17 protein-coding genes and 1 tRNA gene are annotated in these 18,972 nt (G+C 68.6%); 5 read left to right on the forward strand and 13 right to left on the reverse strand.

Annotated elements, in window-relative coordinates:
- Nucleotides 1–403: 403 nt before the first annotated feature.
- The 3 genes from LXT21_RS42350 to LXT21_RS42360 all read left to right on the forward strand — a co-directional run bounded on the left by LXT21_RS42350 (nt 404) and on the right by LXT21_RS42360 (nt 2,608).
- Nucleotides 404–742, forward strand: a complete 339-nt coding sequence (locus LXT21_RS42350; RefSeq protein ID WP_254043941.1) for a hypothetical protein — start codon at nt 404–406, stop codon at nt 740–742.
- A 235-nt stretch (nt 743–977) separates the two neighbouring features.
- Nucleotides 978–1,757, forward strand: coding sequence for a hypothetical protein (locus LXT21_RS42355; protein ID WP_254043942.1), 780 nt, complete (start codon nt 978–980; stop codon nt 1,755–1,757).
- Nucleotides 1,758–2,308: 551 nt separating this feature from the next.
- On the forward strand, nt 2,309–2,608 hold the full coding sequence (locus LXT21_RS42360; RefSeq protein WP_254043943.1) for a helix-turn-helix domain-containing protein: 300 nt from the start codon (nt 2,309–2,311) through the stop codon (nt 2,606–2,608).
- Between the two features lie 1,293 nt (nt 2,609–3,901).
- Here LXT21_RS42360 and LXT21_RS42365 read toward each other — a convergent pair.
- A tRNA-Gln gene (locus LXT21_RS42365) sits at nt 3,902–3,973 on the reverse strand.
- A gap of 218 nt (nt 3,974–4,191) precedes the next feature.
- Nucleotides 4,192–4,599, reverse strand: a complete 408-nt coding sequence (locus tag LXT21_RS42370; RefSeq protein ID WP_254043944.1) for a MarR family winged helix-turn-helix transcriptional regulator — start codon at nt 4,597–4,599, stop codon at nt 4,192–4,194.
- A gap of 92 nt (nt 4,600–4,691) precedes the next feature.
- Between LXT21_RS42370 and LXT21_RS42375 the strand changes: the two genes are divergently transcribed.
- Nucleotides 4,692–5,777 carry an aldo/keto reductase gene (locus LXT21_RS42375; protein ID WP_254043945.1) on the forward strand — a complete coding sequence of 362 codons (1,086 nt, stop codon included), beginning with the start codon at nt 4,692–4,694 and terminating at the stop codon, nt 5,775–5,777.
- Here the strand turns inward: LXT21_RS42375 and LXT21_RS42380 are convergent.
- The 7 genes from LXT21_RS42380 to LXT21_RS42410 all read right to left on the reverse strand — a co-directional run bounded on the left by LXT21_RS42380 (nt 5,771) and on the right by LXT21_RS42410 (nt 13,470).
- Nucleotides 5,771–6,739, reverse strand: coding sequence for a hypothetical protein (locus LXT21_RS42380; protein WP_254043946.1), 969 nt, complete (start codon nt 6,737–6,739; stop codon nt 5,771–5,773). The genes LXT21_RS42375 and LXT21_RS42380 overlap by 7 nt on opposite strands.
- 294 nt (nt 6,740–7,033) lie before the next feature.
- A complete protein-coding gene (bla, locus tag LXT21_RS42385) occupies nt 7,034–7,801 on the reverse strand; it encodes a subclass B1 metallo-beta-lactamase (protein WP_254043947.1) in 768 nt (255 codons plus the stop codon).
- A gap of 174 nt (nt 7,802–7,975) precedes the next feature.
- The gene (locus tag LXT21_RS42390) at nt 7,976–8,356 is read right to left on the reverse strand and encodes a nuclear transport factor 2 family protein (protein ID WP_254043948.1); all 381 of its coding nucleotides are present in this window, start codon (nt 8,354–8,356) and stop codon (nt 7,976–7,978) included.
- A gap of 54 nt (nt 8,357–8,410) precedes the next feature.
- Complete coding sequence (locus LXT21_RS42395) at nt 8,411–9,064, reverse strand: class I SAM-dependent DNA methyltransferase (RefSeq protein WP_254043949.1); 654 nt, start codon at nt 9,062–9,064, stop codon at nt 8,411–8,413.
- Between the two features lie 204 nt (nt 9,065–9,268).
- Nucleotides 9,269–11,398, reverse strand: a complete 2,130-nt coding sequence (gene glgX, locus LXT21_RS42400; protein ID WP_254043950.1) for a glycogen debranching protein GlgX — start codon at nt 11,396–11,398, stop codon at nt 9,269–9,271.
- 69 nt (nt 11,399–11,467) lie between these two features.
- The gene (locus LXT21_RS42405; RefSeq protein ID WP_254043951.1) at nt 11,468–12,742 is read right to left on the reverse strand and encodes a hypothetical protein; all 1,275 of its coding nucleotides are present in this window, start codon (nt 12,740–12,742) and stop codon (nt 11,468–11,470) included.
- A 275-nt stretch (nt 12,743–13,017) separates the two neighbouring features.
- The gene (locus LXT21_RS42410; protein ID WP_254043952.1) at nt 13,018–13,470 is read right to left on the reverse strand and encodes a hypothetical protein; all 453 of its coding nucleotides are present in this window, start codon (nt 13,468–13,470) and stop codon (nt 13,018–13,020) included.
- 126 nt (nt 13,471–13,596) lie between these two features.
- On the opposite strand from LXT21_RS42410, the gene LXT21_RS42415 reads away from it, so the two are divergent.
- Complete coding sequence (locus tag LXT21_RS42415; RefSeq protein WP_254043953.1) at nt 13,597–13,809, forward strand: hypothetical protein; 213 nt, start codon at nt 13,597–13,599, stop codon at nt 13,807–13,809.
- 283 nt (nt 13,810–14,092) lie between these two features.
- On the opposite strand, the gene LXT21_RS42420 is transcribed toward LXT21_RS42415, so the two are convergent.
- The 4 genes from LXT21_RS42420 to LXT21_RS42435 form a co-directional block, all read right to left on the reverse strand.
- Nucleotides 14,093–14,584: a hypothetical protein gene (locus tag LXT21_RS42420; protein WP_254043954.1), complete on the reverse strand. Its 492-nt coding sequence runs from the start codon at nt 14,582–14,584 to the stop codon at nt 14,093–14,095.
- A 326-nt stretch (nt 14,585–14,910) separates the two neighbouring features.
- Nucleotides 14,911–15,732 carry an MOSC domain-containing protein gene (locus tag LXT21_RS42425; RefSeq protein ID WP_254043955.1) on the reverse strand — a complete coding sequence of 274 codons (822 nt, stop codon included), beginning with the start codon at nt 15,730–15,732 and terminating at the stop codon, nt 14,911–14,913.
- Between the two features lie 24 nt (nt 15,733–15,756).
- Nucleotides 15,757–16,167, reverse strand: a complete 411-nt coding sequence (locus LXT21_RS42430) for an Erp protein (RefSeq protein WP_254043956.1) — start codon at nt 16,165–16,167, stop codon at nt 15,757–15,759.
- 74 nt (nt 16,168–16,241) lie between these two features.
- Nucleotides 16,242–18,725: an efflux RND transporter permease subunit gene (locus LXT21_RS42435; RefSeq protein ID WP_254043957.1), complete on the reverse strand. Its 2,484-nt coding sequence runs from the start codon at nt 18,723–18,725 to the stop codon at nt 16,242–16,244.
- Nucleotides 18,726–18,972 lie beyond the last annotated feature (247 nt).

The raw sequence follows: 18,972 nt of genomic DNA on the forward strand, positions 1-18,972 counted from the left end.
CGTTTGAACTGCTCCCACCGTCGGTTCTTCGGTCGGTCCTCGAAGGGGCCGGCCACCAGCCTGCACTTCTCTTCCTCGGTCATCTCTCGCTGCTGCCCGTTCTGCTCTGCCATGTCCTGCCCCCTTGTTAGTGCTGTGCTTCGAGACGTCCTCGCTGGCCACCCAGCTCGCGCCCACCCAGCCCCGCTCTCCCTCCCGGGAGCCCCATCCGTCCGTCGAATCGACGAAGTGGACAGTAAAGCTACAATCTTTATTGGTCAAGATTGATTCGATATCGATGTCGGTTTGATGTAGATGTAGGCAAGATGGGTGCTGCGGTGGAAAGAGGCAGCTAGGCTCGTAAACGAGGGGTAACGTGGGACACAGAGCTACAGGTGCTGCCCATAAGAGGAGTGCAGAGCGGATGATTCCGACCAAGCCCTCAAAGAAGCGTGAGGAGGCATCTCCGGATGCAGAGAAACGCAAGCTCATCAATTTCGTCCCAGACCCGGACGTCGATGACTTCCTGTCGGCCATGAAGGAGCAGGGTGTCCCTATGCGGAAGACGATTCAGGACGCGATCCGCATCTGTCGCGATGCGGCAGAGAGGATGGGACGAGAGGCTTGGTTCGAGGTCGAGAAGCAGGCCAAGGTCCGAGGCGTGAGCATCGGTGCGATTCTTGCGGAGCTGGCAGGCCCAGCCTTGGGGGCGGCCATCAAGGAGAGCGGGCCGTCGGCATCAAAGAAGGGAGGCAAGGGCTGATGGCGACCAAGATCATCCGCAGACCAAGTAGGAGCCGGCATGTCGGGTCTATCGGCTATAGAGCGGCCAGTCGAGGAGCGAGCCGGACATGCGAGCAGGCGTGAATAATCGAGGAGGTGCTACGTCGGAGCCCGTGCGCGCAGGAGGGGAGTCGCGCGCGATTCCCGCTCCGGCTTGGGATGGCGGCCCGTTGGGGCCGTTCCACGTGAGTCGGAGACTTCATCGAGGCTCCGACATGTCGGTCTATGAGGGTCAAGAAAAGGAAACTGGCACGCCCTGCGTGTCGGTAACTCCCGGACGCAACAAGGAACAGTGGGGACCGCTCGAGCCGTTTCACGTCGAGGTGGTCTGCGGAGATTCACCTCCGCACATCACGATGGTGGTGAAGCGTTCTCCGGGCACCATCGAGGATGTGGCCGTGGGGCTGGGGAGGATCGCGAGTGGGTTGGCTCGTGTCGACACGCGCGAGGAGGTGAAGGAACACCTCCGGGGGGGCGGGAAGCGCCACCTCGAACGCGCACGGTCCCGGGTGACGTTTGTTCGACTCGCCGCGTCCGCAGCTGCGCTCTCTGGCGTGATAGCTGCTGGAGCAGGGGTGCTCAGCATGGATTCGCCAGAGAAGGAGTCCACCCTGAACCGCCCTGTTGTCGCGCTGCCCGGCGCGCAAGGCGATATGGCAGTGGCTAATGTCATCGACTCGACTTGGATGACGAGTGTTGCCGAAGCGGCTCTCACTGCACCTGAGCCAATCGAGGACCTCCCCCTTGTCGTCTTCTTCCCGCCTGACGCGATCCTTGCTCCGATGCCGAAGCCATGGAGTTGGCAGCTTCGCAACCCGGAGACCTGCGTTGGCGCGAAGAAGAAGTTTATCGAGGGTGGATGCTGGCGCGAGTTCAACGACGATCCTCCCTGCCCAGAATCGTATCTGCATGGCGACAAGTGCTGGATCCCGGTGGCGGCGCCAGGTCAGAAGCCGCCCAAGACAATTCCCCACGTCGCGGGCCCAGCTCGATAATGTCGACTTGATTTCCCCCGCTATCCAGTGGTAGCGGTGATAACAAGATTTTAGACGCGCACCCATCGCTGACTTCCGGCAGCGATTACAGCTCACGACTGTTGTCGCACGTGTAATGCGTGCGGCCGGGATGCGCCCCGCTAGGAGCCCGGAAGCCCTGGCGGGGCCATCTTCTTCGGAGGGCGTAGTGGGTCGCCGCCTTGCAGTTTGTCCCCTCAGTGTCGAGTCGGTGCGCGGTGAGTCTCTGTCTCTCCCGCTCGCCGTGTCTCCATTGACCTGGATGGTGCGTCCGTCCCCTGGACGAGTCCTTCGTTCCTCCATGCCAGATGTCTCTGTGCTCCTGGAGAAACACGTCTCACGACGTGTCGTTCCTGGGCGCTCCTGGGCGTACCTCCCGTCCCCCTGAGTTGGCGCAGTCGTTGCTAGTGGCGCAGGTGCGCTCTGCCGATTCTCGGCGTGTATCTCTTCAGGCACTCTGACAACCTAAGAGGTAAGGTAACAGAGTCCATACCTAATTTTTGTTCAGTGCGAGAGTCCGGGCAGGGATTGAGATGAATCAGGCAGAACTGGAAGCACTCTTCAGGCGAATCATCCGTGAGGAGATCGGTGCCGCGCTGGCTGGCACCGAACAGGAGCTTCTCTCTATCGCTGAGGCTGCCGCCCTAATCCGTGGTGGTGAGCGGACCATCCAGGGTTGGTTCCGCGATGGCTCGCTCAAACGACGAGGAAAAGGGCGGAAGGTGCTGGTGAGCCGAAAGGAACTGATGGCTGCGCTTGAGCGAGAGCCTGGAGCGCTCTCCGCAAGCGAAGTCGACGCTCGTGCCGACCATTTGCTTGGGAGGGTTGGCTGATGTCCGAAAAGAAGGAGCGAGCGAAACGGCGCGAGAAGGGCGCGGCTCGTAAAGGCTCCGTCTACCAGCGGGGTGACTCGCCGTTTTGGTGGCTCGCCTTCTACAACGAGGCGGGGAAGCGAAAGCTGAAGTCGTCAGGGACGGCCGACAAGGACGAGGCAGCGAAGCTCCTCGCGACCGTGGAGCGGAAAGTTAAGGCCGCCCAGGCTGTAGGCGTTGATGGTGGCGGCCGGCTCCTTGTCCGAGAGTATGCCGACCGATGGCTGGCAGTCCGTGAGAAGCGACGTCACGCCTCCTTCAAGCAGGAGCGAAGCAGGCTCCGCTACGCCATGAAGGAGATTGGCGATCTAGTACTGGCTGACGTGCGGTACCGACATATCCGCGACATGGTCCTGAACCTCAAGTCGTCGGGAGACCATGCACCGCGCTCAGTCCGCGCCATCTATGCGACGGTCCAGTCGTTGTTTTCGACGGCGCTTGAGGATGAACTCATCGGAGCAACACCCTGCACGATACGTCCGGCATCGAAGGTCCTGCCACCTATCGTCGACAAGGACCCCTACTGGCGCAAGACCGCCGTCTTCGAGCGAGGCGAAGTCGAGCAGCTCATCTCAAGTCGCCTGATTCCTGAGGACAGGCGAGTGCTCTATGCGCTCGCCTTCTTGGGCGACTTCCGAATCAGCGAGTCATCTGCCCTGCCGTGGAAGGCCTACGACCCCAAGAGGAAGCCGCTGGGCTCTATCACTGTGGCGCGCAGCTTCAGTCGGACCTTGAAGTCCGTGAAGGAGGTGAAGACGCGAGTCGTCCGCGAGATGCCGGTCCACCCCCTTCTTGCCCGGATTCTTGCTGACTGGTGGGAAGAGGGCTGGGAGCGCCTGATGGGCCGTGCTCCGACCCTGGACGACATTCTGATTCCATCCAGGAAGGGGAACAACCGGCGTGCGACGCGGTCTCTTGAGGCACTGCATCGAGACCTGGATCTCCTCGGATTGAGGAAGCGCCGCATGCACGACGCGAGGCGGACGTTCATCTCACTCGCGCAGGAGGATGGCGGGCGGCCGGAGATTCTCCAATGGGTTACTCACGGGAAGCCCCAGCGGCGCGACCTTGAACAGATGGGCGAGTACACCACGCTGCCGTGGAGCACGTTCTGCACAGAGGTCGCGAAGCTCAAGATCTCCTACCCGGGAAACATCAGGAAGGGTTCGTTTAGCTACGTCTCTGCTACGCAACTGGTTGGCTGGAAGAATCCGAAACAAAATCAGGTGATTATGAGCGACAGCCTTGGAAGAGGTCAGAACGAAGGATTCGAACCTTCTCCTCAAGATCCAATGTCTTGTGCTCTACCAGGTGAGCTAGTTCTGAGCAGTCCCTGGAAGGGGTTGCTCGCTTTGGCTTTCGCGGCGGCCGGCCGGACGCCCCGATGTGAGGGAGTCACCGCGGACGATGGACCCGGGGGACACCCTGTCCGGCCCACGAGCGCAGAGCGCCCATGCCCGGATTCGGGAGCCCGGGGACAGCCCCGTGACACCTCTGGAATGCGTCGGGGGCGAGGGACGCGGGCGCCGCGTCGGGGCTGACAGTCAGCTCATCTTCTCCAGCAGGGCCCGCAGCTCCGCCTGCTGTGCGGCGGTCAGCCGTCCGAGCTTCGTGCCGAACGCCTCCGAGAGCAGCGTCGTCCCCTGCTGCATGACCTTGCGGCCGGCCGAGGTGAGCTGCAGGCGGTGACGCCGCAGGTCCGCGGTATCAATTTCACGGCGCAGGAACCCCGCGGCCTCGAGCCGCTTCACGTACAGCGTCACCGAGGGCTTGGGGATGCAGAGGGCTGCCGCCAGCTCGGCCGGGTAGGGGTGCGCGTCCACCTCCGCCAGCACGAACAGCTCCTTCGTCTCCAGGCCCAACGCGGCGATGTCGGAGGCGACACTGGCTATCACCGACATCAACAGCCGGTGGTTCAACGACCAGATTCTCGCCGGGTCGATTTTCGACATGGAGCCTTGCGCGGAAATTGGTTCAACATTAACCCAGTTCCAGATTGAACTAAATCGTCGTCCTCACAATGTAGCACTCCTCTGGAGTCCACATGCCTCTCAACCACTACGTGACGCTGGGCCGCTCGGGCCTGCGCGTGAGCCCGCTGTGCCTTGGTGCGATGACGTTCGGTGAAGACCTCGGCTGGGGGTCGAGCGTGGAGGAGTCCCAGCAAATCATCGACCGCTACATCGAGCTCGGCGGCAACTTCATCGACACGGCGAACTTCTACACGAAGAGCCACTCCGAGAAGATCATCGGCGACCACGTCGGTCGCCACCCGGCCCGGCGAGACCGGCTGGTCATCGCGACGAAGTTCAGCGGGAATCTGTACCCCGGCGACCCGAACGGCGGCGGCTCCGGCCGCAAGTCCATCGTCGCGGCCTGCGAGAACTCGCTGCGCCGCCTGCAGACCGACTACATCGACCTCTACTGGCTGCACAACTGGGACATCCACACGCCGATTGAAGAGACGATGGCCGCGCTCGAGGACCTGGTGCGCGCCGGCAAGGTCCGCTACCTCGGCGTCTCGGACACGCCCGCATGGAAGATTGCCCAGGCCAACGTGATGGCCCACTTCCGCGGCTGGTCCTCGTTCATCGGGCTGCAAATCGAATACTCCCTGCTCGAGCGCAGCGTGGAGCAGGAGCTGGTGCCCATGGCGCTGGAGCTCGGGCTCGGCATCACCCCGTGGTCCCCGCTCAAGAGCGGCGCGCTCAGCGGCAAGTACACGCGCGCGAACGCCGGGCAGCAGAAGGGTGACCGCGGCGCCTTCGTGGAGTCGTACCTGAACGAGAAGACCTACGCGCTCGTCGACGCGCTCGGCGTCATCGCCAAGGAGCAGGGGAGCACCATCGCGCGCGTGGCCCTGGCCTGGGTGCAGGCGCAGCCGGGCGTGAGCTCGACCATCATCGGCGCCCGGCGCCTGTCCCAGCTCGAGGACAACGTGGGTGCCCTCGAGGTGAAGCTGAGCGCCGAGCAGCTCGGCCGGCTCGACGCGCTCAGCAAGCCGACCTTCGGCTTCCCCCAGAGCATGCAGCCCATCTTCCCCGCCATCCACAACGGCGGCACGACGGTGAACGGCGTCTTCATGGAGCCGTCCCCGTTCGGTGTGGTGAAGGGCGACAAGCCCTACTGAGGCGGGAGCCTGGGCAGCAGCGGCAGGGGCACCGAGGCCGTCGTCTGGGACTGCGCCGGAGTCACGAGCGCGGGCTCGGCCTCGGGCGGCTCGGTGGGAGTCATCGGCTGGCAGCTCGGGGGTTCCTGGGACGCGTTCGCCTCGCTCGACGGGGCGGACGCGGTGGTCTGTGAGGCGCCGCGCTTCGCGGGCAGCGAACACATGGACGCGGGCGTCGCCACCGTGGGCCGTGCCACGCGAGGCGGCGGCGCGTCACCACGCGAGCGCGAATCGCCTCGTGATTGTGAGTCGCTGCGGGTGTCCGACCTGCCTTCACTCGTCGACGAGGAGGTGGCCGTCGCCACCGCGGACGGAGTCGGACGCTTCGCCGCCTCGCCGAGCGCCGTCGCCAGTCGTCCGTTGCTCTCGTGCATCTGGTCTCGCGCGCGGTCCAGGCTCGCCTGTGAGTGCGCGCGCTGCTGGTCCATGCTGTCCTGGAGTCGCTCGCGCTCTTTCAGCAGCTCCGCCTGGGCGGCATCGCGCTGGGCATCCAGCTTCGTGCGGTACTGCTCCCGCTCCTGCTCCTGGTTGGCGCGCAGGGTGTCGCGCTCCTTGGAGACATCGCTGAGCTGCGCCTCCAGCGCGCCCTTCTCCGCGGAGAGCATCCGCTCCGTGGTCACCATGCAGGCCTCGAGCACCTTCTCGTCCGGCTCGCGCACGGGCAGGGGTTCACCCCGGTTCCACGCCACCATGGCGCTGCTCTGCCAGCGGTAGTCCGCGTGCATCACGCACTCCTGCACCAGTCGCGTGAGCCGGTCCGCGGACCACTCCGGCTTCGGTCGGGAGCATGGACCCACCTCTTCCCTGAATGTGGAGGGGAACGTGCGGGTCTGCTTCACCCAGCAACCGTCACGCTGCTCCACCTTCACCGATGCGCACCCGCTCGCAGCCACCACGAGCACCAACGCCGCCACTCGCCTCATGACGCCCCTCCTCCATCCCACCCGCCGGCCCAGGTTCCGCGCTTCGCCCCGGATGCACGGTAGGAACGTCACCAACACCTGCCCATTCGGCCCAGCCCTCACGCACAAGGCACGTGTCGCGGACTCGACGCCCGAAGGCAGACAGCCGAGCTCGCGCTGACCCATCCCCGTGTGCTGCCCAACGCTCCCGAGTGGAGTCGAGAGTGAGCAGACAGACGAGGGCCGTGTCCCTTGCTCGCGCACTTGGGGGCCCGGAATCTCATGCCTCCAGGGCCTCGTCGCGCGGCGAGACGCTCAGCGGAGCAGTGCCTGCGTGTGGCTCAGCAGCTCCGGGCCACCCGGAGCACCGTGGCCCGGGACGATGATGCGCGTGTCGGGATAGCGCGTCTGCACGCGCTCGAGGCTCGCGGGCCACGCGGCGACCACCGCGTCCCCCAGGTTGCCCAGGTCCTTCGCCGCCGCGTCCTTCACGAAGCACCCGCCGAACATCACCTGGCTGTCGCGGTGCACCACCACGATGTTGTCGGGCGCGTGGCCCGCACCGGGAAAGAACAACTCCAACGGACCGAGCGTCGTCGACTCCGTGAACGAGCGCGTGGGCACCGGCTTGCCGCGCTCCTTCGCGAGCTTCACGGTGTCCTCCAGACCGTGCACCGGGATGCCCCGCGCGGAGAGCACGGGGATGCCCGCGGTCCGGTCGTCGTGGAAGTGCGTCGCCACGGCCGCGTGGACGGGCTTGCCCAGCGTGTTCGCGGCCCAGTCGACGAGCTGCTCGGCCTGCCTCTGATTCCAACCCGTATCCACGAGCAGCGAGCCGTCCCCATCCTCGACGATGAGCCCGTTGGCGGGGATGAGGCCGAAGTCCTCGTCCGAGAGCGTCGTGTGCACCCAGACCCCCGGCGCGATGCGCCGCACCGTGATGTCCTTCGCGAGCGTGTACTCACCCGCTCCCGCCTCTCGCGTCGCCTCCGTGGCGGTCGGACGCACCGGCGCGGATGAGCAGGCCAGCGCCAGCGCGAGCAGGGGCGAGAGGACGAGGGCGCGAAGCGAGCGTGAGTTCATGGGGGCAGTCTCGAGAGAAGGTGGATGCACGGCTCTTCCAGCGGTGCACGCCAAGGCAACCTTCGGGCCAGCCCATTGCGCGCGACCCCGCGCGTCCTGAGGCACTCACGGGCCCCAGACGCGTCCGAGCAGCCACGGCGGCGTGTCCACCGGGCCGCGCTCGCGCCGGGGACTTCAGTTCGACGCATCGACGATGGCGGTGCACTGGCCCGCGACCACCTGGGGGCGCTCGTCCACCCACTGCCAGACGCGGGTGTAGCGCAGCTGGGCCGCGAAGTCGGTGCCCGCGTACCGGCCCGCGACCGACGCCTGCACGACGACCACCGCGCCCGCGGAGAGGAACCGGATGACCGGCTCCTCCAACTCCAACCGGGTGAGTCGCAGCGAGCCCGAGCCATGCCCCTCCAGGTCCGCGTCCTTGTCGAAGACCTGTCCCAGGTGATTGACGAAGACGAGGTCCTCGGAGAGGAGCTGGTCGAGCATGTCCACGTCGCTGGCGAGCATGGCCCGGCGCAGCGTCTCCTCCGCCGCCAGGATGTCTTCTTCCGTCATCATCCGCAGTGTGCTCCTGGTTGACCCGACCATGCAGTGTAACCCGACACGTCGGCGCTACCGACGCTCGACCTCCCACCAGCCGAACCACAAGGTCCGCTCCTCGGCGAGCTGCACCCACCCGGGCGCATGCACGTAGGCACGCGGCTCCAGCCCCGCGTCCGTGACGGCGCGCGCGGCCTCCTCGAAGGAATACAGGTGCAGCGTCACCGAGGGCCCCGCGGTCCGCACCTCGCGCGTGGGGGCCTCGTGGCCCTCGTGGCCGGGCCTGCGCTCCAGCGCGGTGAACAACAGTCGCCCACCCGGCGCCAGCATGTCCGCGATGTGCCGCAGCACGCGCCGCAGGTCATCGCAGAAGTCCAGACAGCCCAACGCCAGCGCCACCTGGAAGCGCCCCCACTCGGAGGGGAACGGCTGGTAGTAGTCGTGCGCGTACCACTCACCCGAGGGGCGCGCCTGCCGGGCCAGGTCCAGCATCTGCGGCGACAGGTCCGTGCCCACCACGTGCACGGAGGGCTCCAGCCCCTTGGTGTGCAGCCCCGGGCCGCAGCCCACGTCGAGCACCCGGCACCCCGGTGACACCGCGTCCGCGAGGAACCGCTCGACGCGGTCCTCGTACCGGCTCAGCACGGGGAAGAGGGCCTCGTAGGCGGGGGCAATCTCCCCGTAGATGGCCCGGACTGCTTCTTCCTGGGGACTACCGCGGGACATGGCGCTTCGCTCGCATGGGGACGGCCGTTCTACCGTGCTCCGAGCCCCACGGCGCGATGAACCTTCACCTGTGTCCACTGTCCGCGAGCCACTCGGACGCAAAGTCTCTTCACTCGCGCACGCATCGCGCTCCAGGCGAGAGGCCACGCGCCTTCCGACACGCGAGCACCCCGAGTCCCCCCTCGCTCGGGGTGCCACGCGCCCTCAGCGCTCCACCTGCCGGAACACCGCCATCGAGCGCCCCTCCAGCTCGAACCGGCCTCGCGCCGGCACCTTCTCCGCGCCCCGGGTGTCGTCCGCCGTGTACAGCTCCAGCTCCCACTTCTGTCCGTCCGTGAGGGCGGGCAGCGTGTAGGCCACCGGCTCGTGGTGGGCGTTGAGCAGCACCAGCAGCGCGTCGCCGATGATGCGCTGGCCGCGCTCGTCCGGCGTGGGGATGGCGTCACCTCCGAGCAGGAACGCCAGCGAGCGCACGAAGGGCTTCTTCCAGTCCTCCTCGCCCATCTCCGAGCCGTCCGGACGGAACCACGCCAGGTCCTTGTGCTCGGAGTCCCACAGGTGCGCGCCCTTGAAGTAGCGGCGGCGCTGCAACACCGGCTGCCGGTGACGGAAGTGGATGAGCTTCTGCGTGAAGGCGAGCAGCTTCTGACGCCGCTCGTCCAGCGACCAGTCCACCCACGACAGCGCGTTGTCCTGGCAGTAGGCGTTGTTGTTGCCCCGCTGCGTGCGCCCCATCTCGTCGCCGGCGACGATCATCGGCACGCCGGTGGACAGGAACAGCGAGGCCAGGAGGTTGCGCTTCTGGCGCTCGCGCAGCGCGACGACGCCCGCGTCCTCCGTCTCCCCCTCCACGCCGCAGTTCCAGGACTGGTTGTCGTCCGCGCCGTCGCGGTTGTGCTCGCCGTTGGCCTCGTTGTGCTTGTGGCTGTAGGTGACCAGGTCGTGCAGCGTGAAGCCGTCGTGCGCGGTGACGAAGTTGATGCTCGCCTGCGGCTTGCGCCGCGCCTCCGCGTACAGGTCCGAGTTGCCCGTGAGCCGGTAGCCCACCTCGCCCGCGAGGTTCTCGTCGCCCTTCCAGTAGCGCCTCAGCGCGTCGCGGTACTTGCCGTTCCACTCGCGCCACGGCGCGGGGAAGCCGCCCACCTGGTAGCCGCCGAGCCCCACGTCCCACGGCTCCGCGATGAGCTTCACCCGACTGAGCACCGGGTCCTGCTGCAGAATCTGGAACAGCGCCGCCCTCGGGTCGAAGCCGCCCTCGCCCGTGCGCCCCAGCACCGTGGCCAGGTCGAAGCGGAAGCCGTCCACGTGCATCTCGTCCACCCAGTAGCGCAGGCTGTCGATGATGAGCCGGGCGCCGTTCGGGTTGGACGCGTTGACGCTGTTGCCGCACCCGGTGAAGTCCAGGTAGTAGCGCGCGTCCGGCATCAGCCAGTAGTAGCTGGCGTTGTCGATGCCCTTGAGCGACAGCGTGGGCCCCAGGTGGTTGCCCTCGCACGTGTGGTTGTAGACCACGTCGAGGATGACCTCGAGCCCCGCGGCGTGCAGCGCGCGCACCATGGCCTTGAACTCGGCCACCGCGCTGCCCGGCGTCTTTCGGCTCGCGTAGTACTGCTCCGGCGCGAAGAAGCCGAGCGTGTTGTAGCCCCAGAAGTTGGACAGCTTCTTGTCGTCCAGGAACGAGTCGTCCGCGAAGGCGTGGATGGGGAGCAGCTCCACCGACGTGACGCCCAGCTTCTTCAGGTGCTCGATGATGGGCGGCGAGGCCAGGCCCGCGTACGTGCCGCGCAGGTGCTCGGGCACCTCCGGGTGGCGCATGGTGAGGCCGCGCACGTGGGCCTCGTAGATGACCGTCTTGCGCCAGGGAATCTCCGGCCGGCGGTCATTGCCCCAGTCGAAGGAGTCGCTCACCACCACGCTCTTGGGCACGCCCGCCGCGCTGTCGCGCTCGTCGCGCGCCAGGTCCTGCTGCGCATGTCCCAGCGGATAGCCGAAGACCGGCTGCTTCCAGTCCACCTCGCCGTGGAGGGCCTTGGCGTACGGGTCCACCAGCAGCTTGTGTGGGTTGCAGCGGTGGCCCTTGGCGGGCTCGTAGGGGCCGTGCACCCGCAGGCCGTAGAGCGTCCCGGGCTCCAGGCCGGGGACGTAGCCGTGGTGGACGTAGTCCGTCGCCTCCGGCAGCGTGAAACGTTCGATTTCGCGCGTCGGGTTCGCCGCATCGAAGAGGCAGACCTCGATGCGGGTGGCCGCCTGGGAGAAGACGGCGAAGTTGACTCCGGAGCCATCGAACGTGGCGCCACGCGGCCAGGGCTTGCCCGGCCAGACCTCCCTGCTCATGCGGACTCTCGATTCCTCTCAAGGAAAATGCCCGCTGAATGTGGGATGGCCCTCGCGGACCGGCAACCGTCAGGCAGCGGCGGCGTGGTCCAGTGAGCGCCATGTCCCCAGGGCCCAGTCCTCCTCCTCGGGGTCATCGAAGCTCACGACGCACAGCGCCCGGTGGCGCCCGGAGCTGCACAGGGCCGTCAGCCGGCACTCGCCCGGCTCCATGTGCAGCGACGCGCGGCCGCTCACCCGCTCGCCCTGGTACTCCAGCTCCAGCGCCCGGCGCTCCGCCGTGGTGGTGGCGAAGTGCTCCTCCGCGTCGTCCTCGAGTGGCACGAAGCGGACACTTCGCCGATGGTCCCGGGCCACCCACGTCCCGTCCTCCAGGTGCGCCTCCGCCAGCGAGCCGGGGATGCGGATCTCCCAGCCCGCCGGCAGCGCCACCTGCACCGCCCCGCGCCGGTAGCCGATGGACGGCCCGCGCGCCGCGTGCTGGTCCGCGTGGTGATGGACCGTCTCCGCCAGCGTGCCGCCCACGCCCAGGTAGCCGAGCACCTCGCGCCACTCGCGCCAGGGATAGGCCAGCTCCGGGTCCTCGCGCCACGCCAGCTCCAGCGAGCGGGCCACGTCGCGCAAGAGCCGCCGCTCCTGCTCGAGCAGCGGTGGGCGCCACGCCACCTCCGTCCACAGCCGACACAGCGCGCGTCCCAGCCGCGCGTGCGCGCCGACGCCCTGTCGCCACCAGGGGAACACGTCCATGCCCACGCGCGGGTCCTCGTACACGCGCCGCAGCCAGCGCTCGTCGCGAGGGCCCAGCGGCGTGAGCAGCGCGCCGGGGTGCTCGAAGATGTGGCCGAAGCGCATGGACATGGCGAAGCCGGACTCACCCAGGCTGCGCATGCGCAGCACCTGGGCCACCGTCTCCTGCAGCCACGCCAGCATGTAGACCTCCACGGGCCCCGCGTCGCCGGTGTGGAAGTAGCCGGTGGGGTCTCCGACGTCCAACGTGTCGTCGGCCTGCACCCACTGGATGTCGAGCGCCTGGCCCATGGCCTTGAGCGTGTCGCAGAGGAAGACGTGGTAGCCGGGGCCCACCGCGGACGTCTCCGCGGAGATGACCACGCGCGAACCACTGGCCGCGAGGAACGAGACCTCGCCCGCGGCCGGGTGCAGCCTCAGCCGCAGCTGGGGCGCGCCTCGGGGACCGGTGCCGAAGCGACTGCTCTCCAACCACTCCGATGCATTCGTCTGGAACCAACGCTCGACCTGACCCAGCCACGTGCGCGCGTTCTCGGATGTCGGCGAGTGCGGTGCGTCCCCCCCACGCCAGCCGGCCAGCAGCAACTTCAAACTCATCACGCCTCTCTTGGGTTTGGGGCCCCCCGCGCATCGGGGACCGGGCATGTCTCCGCGCCTTGTCAGGAAAGCGCGTTTCACATTGAAGGTGCCACCGACCCGGTGTGCCGGCCGGCCCGTGCTCCACGTCGCGCGAAGGCTCGAGCAGGCGACGGAGCGCTGGTCCGCTCGGCCGCCGTCGAGACGGGCCGAGTCAGGCGCGGGTCCTCCGCGCCCCGGCGATTCTGGGGCGCGGAAGATGAATGGTGATTCAGTTTTTCAAGAGAGGTGAAGCGTCAGTTCTGGGTGGTGGCGGCGGGAGCGTCCTTGCGGGCGTTGGCGGCGACCTTCTCGGCGATGCGGCTCCAGGCGGCGTGGGTGCGCACGGCCTCGAGCGAGGGCTCGGTGGTGAGGGATTGCGTGGCGGAGAAGCCCTCGTCGGCGGCGCGCTCGAGCCAGATGATGCACTCGTCGAGGCTGCCGGCGCGCGCGGCGATGACGCCAGCGTAATAGAGCCCGTCGGGGTGACGGAAGCCGTCGTTCCACGCGCGGCGGTAGAGGAAGAGCGCGTCCTCGTAGCGGCCGTCCTCGAGCAGCTTGTCGGCCTCGGTGCCCAGCCGGCGCGCCTCACTGGAGTCGGGCGGGACGGGGCGCGGCACGGGCGGCGTCGGGTTCTGCGGGTCGTTGGTGTGCGTGGTGGCGCAGGCGGCGAGCTGGAGGACGGCGAGGACCGCGAGGAGACGGCGCATGGCGTGGATACTCCGGGTTGCGAGGTTTTCCGGAGCGGACGCTGCCAAGGCCGGGGCCACCATTCAAGCAGGCGCACGCTGCTCGGGAGGCGCGGGGGTACCACCTTGCGAGGAAAGGAGGCCGTCATGAGCAAGAAGGACGTGTTGAACATCCCGACCGAGAACCTCCCCACCATCCCGAAGCATGACGCTGGCGCCGAGGACGGGCCAACGCGTCGTGCCCCCAAGACGCTGGACCCGCACACGGGGCCGGGAGGGACGCCGGGCGTGGATGACACCCCACGCATCATCGAGCCGAAGTCGACGCCGGGGCGCTACCCCGGCGTCAGCGTGAGCTGAGCGTCGACAGCGTGACGCAGGCGAGGAGGCCCATGCCCGAGTCGGGGCGTGGGCCTTCTGTCGTTGCGGAGTCGTGACGTGGGGCTCGACCTGGGCACGCGGCGCCTCGTGAGGTGGTGGCGTCGTGTCGCTCGGGCTTCGTGTGTCCACGGGCGGGGCGAGGGCGTGCGGCGGCCCCGCGTCGTTGCCTGGAAACACAGATGCCCGCGCCGGTGGGGGCGCGGGCATCGGGAGCTCCATTCGCCGCGGCGCTTCGGGTCAGCGCCTGGGCCGGGAGCCTGGCTTAGCGGCCGGACTCGGGCTCACGGGGCAGGGCGTCCGGGGCGTACGGGTCCTCGCGGTTGCTGGAGTCGGGCGCCGTCAGGTCGCCGTCGCCCGTGGTGCCGGGGTCCACGGCGGTGTCATCCGCGGGGTCCAGCGAGCCGGAGCCGCCGGTGCCCGGGTCCGTCGACGGGTCCATGCCCGTGGGCGGGTTGACCGGCGTGTCACCGGTGGAGGGCGGCGGGGCCCTGGACGGGTCGTCCACGCCCGTGTCGGGCGACGGGCTCATCGTCGGGTCATCCATGCCCGTGCCGCCCGTGCCCGGGTCCTGGCTGGTGCCGGACGGGGGCGTCGTCGTCGTGTCGGTCCCCGTCGTGGTGCCCGTGTCCGTCGTCGTGGGCGCCGTGGTGTCGTCGCGCTTGGCGCTCGAGTCGGACTTGCACGCGGTGCCAAACACGAGCGCGCCGGCGGCGAGCGAACCCAACACGAGCTTCGTCTTCATGAACTTCTTCATGGTGGTTCCCCTCATTGGAAAGTTCTGGAGTGCTGCGATGGTTGTGGCTGGCTGCTGCTGGCCGGGAACGTGAGCAGCCGGAACGCGGCGTGCAGGGAACGCTCCTCCGGCTGCCTGCTCTCCGGACGACGGCGGGTGCCCGACGCGGGGACGACTTGCCAGGGCCGAACTGTCAGCTGGCGCCCGCGGGCGGAGGCTGCCGCGGGCCGCTTGTCTCGAGACTGTTTCGAAGTGCAAGGGCGGAGTGTTTGCGATTGGCGCAGGCCTCTGGAGACACGTGTCTCGGGGGGCGTCGAGACCGTGTTCGAGGCGCCGCTTCGCGTGAGTCAGCCGTCGACGTTGGGCCCCGTGAGGCGAGGGGCGTCGTCCCCTCGATTCCCCCGCGCGCGGCGGTGCAGGGATTCGCGCCACTTGGGGGTGAGCAGGGGACACGCCGCCAGCGCCGCGGCGTCCTCCGGCCGGTGCTCGTGCATGGCCTGGTTGGCGAAGGTGACGGTGAAGCGGGGATGGGGGCGCTCCACGAGCTCCAGCGCATCCCCCGCGCGCACCTCGCCCTCCTGGAGGACGCGGAAGTACCAGCCGGTGCGTCCGGTGCGCTGAATCAGCAGCGCCAGCTCCTTGTGGCGCCAGCGCCGCGCGGGCTTCCAACAGGGTTGCCTCGGCTGCGACACCTGCACCAGGGCGGTGCCGACCTTCAGCACGTCGCCGATGCAGACGCTCTCCTCCGCGCCACCGGAGACGACCCAGTTCTCACCGAAGGCGCCCGGGCCCACCTCCTCGCGGCCGAGCTGCTCGCGCCAGAAGGCATGGTGTGAAGCGGCGTAGGCGAGCACGGCCTTCTCGGGGCCTCCGTGCACGCGCAGGTCCGCCTGTCCGTCACCCGTGAGCCCCGTGAAGGTCAGCCACACGGGCCCTGTCACGGGCTCCTTGTGGATGCCGCTGGTCCACGGCCGCTCCATCGGGTCGGCGGCGCCGGGCGTGCCGAGCTCGCGGGGCAGGCCGATGTGGAGCGAGAGGATGCGGGGCGTCTGGGTCTGCATCGGCTTCGCGACAAAGCAGGCGCGAGCGGGGCTGTCCAGCGTCCAGGCCCGCCTCGGAGGCGCGACGGGAGCGGAGACGGCTCCAGCGAGTCGTCTCCGCTCCCTCATGCCGCGCTCATGCGCGAAGGGACGTCAGTTCGTGCCGCCGTCCAGCACCGAGCCACCCGCGGGCGGCGTGAACGTGCCGGACGCGTTGTCGTCCGTGGTGTCGGGGACCGTGGTCGGGCCCGAGCCGCCCATGCCCGCGTCGCCGTCGAACGTGGGCATGCTGCCCGGCGCCGTGGACGTGCTGCCCGGGGCCGTGGTGTCACCCGGCATCGTCGTGGTGCTGCCCGGGTTCGTGTCCGGCGTGCTCGGCACCGTGCCCGGCGTCGACTGCGTCGGGTCCTGCGTCATCGGGTCCGTCGTCGTGGGGCTCGGTGTCGTCGTGCCCGAGCCACCCGTCGCGGGCTCACTCGTCGTGGTGCTGGGGTCCGCCTGGGCCACCATCACCGGCGCTTCCGTCGCGCTGCAAGCCGTGCCCAGCGCCAGGGTCCCCGCCATGGCACCCGCCCACATCCAACGCCTCATGTGCTTCACCATTACCGCCTCCGTTCGTGGGTGTGTGTTGCTTCAGCTCAAGGCGTCGCGTGCTCGGGCCCCGTGCCCCCCGCCGCCGCCCGTTCCTTCACCTCCGAGTCCAACCGCGCTCGCCGCTTGCGGTGCCCCCGCGCCGTCAGGACCAACAGCAGCGCGGGGAACGCCACCAGCATGACCAGTAGATTGGTGGCGAATCCCAGACTGGCCAGTGCCCCCACCGAGTTCAGGCCTGGATGCCTGGCCAGGAAGAGCGCGCCGAACCCCATGGCGCTCGTCAGCAGGCCTCCCGCAATCGCACGCCCCGTCTCCGAGTACACCGCCACGAAGTCACTGCCCGGCGACGCCAGCCGTGTCAGCAGATGCACGCCCGCGTCCACCGTGGTCCCGATGAGCACCGGGATGATGAGGATGTTCAGATAGTTGAACTCCAACCCCACCACCGGCATCAGCCCAATCAATGCCAGCAATGACACCACGGTGGGCAACAGGCACAGCACCGCCATGCGCAGCCCGCCCAGGGTCATCCACATGGCGAGCAGCACCGCCAAGGTCGTGCCCCCGAGGATGAGCGGCGCCTCGTGGGTCACCATGTCCAGGATGTCCGCCATCACCATGGACTCGCCCGCCGCGGACACGTGCCCACCCTCGGGGGGCGTGACGCTTCGAATCTCGCGCGCCAGCGCTCGCACGGCCTGGCCGTCCGACTGGTTCACCGCCGGGTACACCAACACGAAGCCGCCCGTCGTCCCCTCGCGTCCGGTGAACTGCTGGCGCACGCTCGCCGGCAGGTCCGAGAGCGTGAAGGGCTGCGCCTCCGTCTGCCGGCGCAGCTCCACCACCTGCGCGCGCTGCTCGGCGGAGAGCCGCTCCTCCGGGACGTTCTCCAGCAGCGCGTGGATGTCGCGCAGCACCGTCTGTTTCCTCGGCTGGTCCCGCGGCACCAGCGAGGACAGCGAGGCCACGAAGTCGATGGTGGAGTCCTCGCCCCGCTCCCGCTGACGCTGGGCGAGCGCGGACGCCATCGCGTGTTCCTCCTGCTCGTCCCGTGTGAGCACCACCACGGGCGTCTGCGAGTAGCCGATGATGTCGTTGACCTGTCGGTCCAGGACGAACGACGGCAGGTCCTGGTCCTCGAGCGTCCCGAAGTTGTAGTCGAAGCGCACCCGAGGCACCTGGGAGAAGAGCCCCAGCAGCAGCGCCGCGGAGACGAGGGTGATGACCCCGCGGTGGCGCACCAGCACCCGGCCCATCGCGGACTCGCGCGGCGCGACGCGCGCGTGCCGGGGGCGCCAGTCGAAGCGCGCGGTGAGGCCCAGCAGCGCCGGCAGCACCAGCACGTAGGCGGCGACGAGCACCACCATGCCGATGCCGGCGATGACGCCGAACTCCCGGAACGCGCGCAGCTGGGACGTGCCCAGCACGAAGAAGGTGAGCGCCGCCACCAGCGCGGACACCAGCGCCGCGCCGCCCGTGTGTGTGAAGGACTCGCGCGTGGCCTGCTCGGAGCTCTCCCCGTGGGTGCGCAGCTGGAGATAGCGGCCCACCAGGTGGATGCCGTGCTCCACGCCCAGGCCCCCGAGGATGGCGCCCAGGAAGCCCGTCAGGAGGTTCACCTGTCCGTAGACGAGCGCGACCAGGCCGTACGTCCACGCGAGCCCCGCGCCCACCGGCGCCAGCACCAGCCCCACCGCCACGGGGCTGCGGAAGTGGAAGAGCAGGTAGAGCAGCATCAGCGCCGTGGCCACGGCGGACGACACGGCGATGTCGCGGATGATCTGCTGCTGCTGGTCCAGCTTCTTCTGGAAGGTGCCGGTGATGTCGACCTTGAAGCCGGGGCCGTACCTGGACAGGTCCTGCGCGTCGATGAGCCCGCGCACCTCGTCCACGATTCGCCGCGAGTAGCCCAGGTCCGCGGACGTCGTCTCCGGCTTGGCCAGCACGACGACGCGCCCGGCCTTGGCGTCCAGGTAGTAGTCGTCTTTCGCTCCCGACAGCTTCTGTCCCGCCGCGCCGCCGTACTTCGCCTCCAGGTCGGAGAAGTCGAGCGACGGCTCCGGCTCGTCCACCAGCGGCACGTAGAGCGGGTTGGCCCGCTGCCGCTCCCACGCCAGCCGCGCGGCGAGCCGACGGTGGACCTCCTTCAGGTCCTCTTCCGACAGGAAGTAGAGCGCCCGGTCCCGGAAGAAGGCGCCCGTGCGCTCCTTCTCCACGAAGCGGATGCCCGGCAGCTTCTCCAACTGGGGCGCCAGGTCATCGGCGAAGCGGCGCAGCGACTCGGCGTCGCCTCCCTCGCCCACCACCGCCACCCAGCCGAGCGCGCCGAAGCGGGACTCGAGCTCTCCCAGGGCCTGCACGCTCTCGAAGGAGCGGGGAAGCAGGTCCACCAGATTGGCGTTGAGGCGGAGGTTGAGCGCGAGCACTCCTCCCACCGCCGCGAGCACCACCGCCAGGCCCAGCGCGAGCACCGGCCGCCGGTGGCTGCGCGCGGCCAGGGCACCGAGGCCCCGCTCCACGCGCTGCATCCAACGGCGCTCCCCCTGCGTCGATGTGGTCGGCTCCGAGTCCATCCGTCGCGCGGGCGTCCCAGCCTCCTGCCCCCGGAGAAGTCCGACGGCGTGGAAGGTGGCACGGCTTCCCCTCCCTCGGGTGTCCGCGAGAGCGGCCCCATGTGGGCGGGAACGTGGGGACGCGGCGCGGCACGTGCACTCCGCGCCGCTCGGCCGTCTGCCCTCCAGGAGGACGGTGGACCCGTCGCTCCCGTCCTGGATG

The organism is Myxococcus guangdongensis, from assembly GCF_024198255.1.
GTDB lineage: Bacteria > Myxococcota > Myxococcia > Myxococcales > Myxococcaceae > Myxococcus > Myxococcus guangdongensis.

What these genes read in the sequence shown, in the direction of transcription:
- LXT21_RS42405 (WP_254043951.1), bottom strand. Translation starts at nt 12,742, where the DNA reads ATGAGTTTGAAGTTGCTGCTGGCCGGCTGGCGTGGGGGGGACGCACCG.
- LXT21_RS42415 (WP_254043953.1), top strand. Translation starts at nt 13,597, where the DNA reads ATGAGCAAGAAGGACGTGTTGAACATCCCGACCGAGAACCTCCCCACC.
- bla (WP_254043947.1), bottom strand. Translation starts at nt 7,801, where the DNA reads ATGAACTCACGCTCGCTTCGCGCCCTCGTCCTCTCGCCCCTGCTCGCG.
- LXT21_RS42360 (WP_254043943.1), top strand. Translation starts at nt 2,309, where the DNA reads ATGAATCAGGCAGAACTGGAAGCACTCTTCAGGCGAATCATCCGTGAG.
- LXT21_RS42355 (WP_254043942.1), top strand. Translation starts at nt 978, where the DNA reads ATGTCGGTCTATGAGGGTCAAGAAAAGGAAACTGGCACGCCCTGCGTG.
- LXT21_RS42395 (WP_254043949.1), bottom strand. Translation starts at nt 9,064, where the DNA reads ATGTCCCGCGGTAGTCCCCAGGAAGAAGCAGTCCGGGCCATCTACGGG.
- LXT21_RS42420 (WP_254043954.1), bottom strand. Translation starts at nt 14,584, where the DNA reads ATGAAGAAGTTCATGAAGACGAAGCTCGTGTTGGGTTCGCTCGCCGCC.
- LXT21_RS42430 (WP_254043956.1), bottom strand. Translation starts at nt 16,167, where the DNA reads ATGGCGGGGACCCTGGCGCTGGGCACGGCTTGCAGCGCGACGGAAGCG.
- LXT21_RS42370 (WP_254043944.1), bottom strand. Translation starts at nt 4,599, where the DNA reads ATGTCGAAAATCGACCCGGCGAGAATCTGGTCGTTGAACCACCGGCTG.
- LXT21_RS42425 (WP_254043955.1), bottom strand. Translation starts at nt 15,732, where the DNA reads ATGAGGGAGCGGAGACGACTCGCTGGAGCCGTCTCCGCTCCCGTCGCG.
- LXT21_RS42410 (WP_254043952.1), bottom strand. Translation starts at nt 13,470, where the DNA reads ATGCGCCGTCTCCTCGCGGTCCTCGCCGTCCTCCAGCTCGCCGCCTGC.
- LXT21_RS42350 (WP_254043941.1), top strand. Translation starts at nt 404, where the DNA reads ATGATTCCGACCAAGCCCTCAAAGAAGCGTGAGGAGGCATCTCCGGAT.
- LXT21_RS42390 (WP_254043948.1), bottom strand. Translation starts at nt 8,356, where the DNA reads ATGATGACGGAAGAAGACATCCTGGCGGCGGAGGAGACGCTGCGCCGG.
- LXT21_RS42435 (WP_254043957.1), bottom strand. Translation starts at nt 18,725, where the DNA reads ATGCAGCGCGTGGAGCGGGGCCTCGGTGCCCTGGCCGCGCGCAGCCAC.
- LXT21_RS42375 (WP_254043945.1), top strand. Translation starts at nt 4,692, where the DNA reads ATGCCTCTCAACCACTACGTGACGCTGGGCCGCTCGGGCCTGCGCGTG.
- glgX (WP_254043950.1), bottom strand. Translation starts at nt 11,398, where the DNA reads ATGAGCAGGGAGGTCTGGCCGGGCAAGCCCTGGCCGCGTGGCGCCACG.
- LXT21_RS42380 (WP_254043946.1), bottom strand. Translation starts at nt 6,739, where the DNA reads ATGAGGCGAGTGGCGGCGTTGGTGCTCGTGGTGGCTGCGAGCGGGTGC.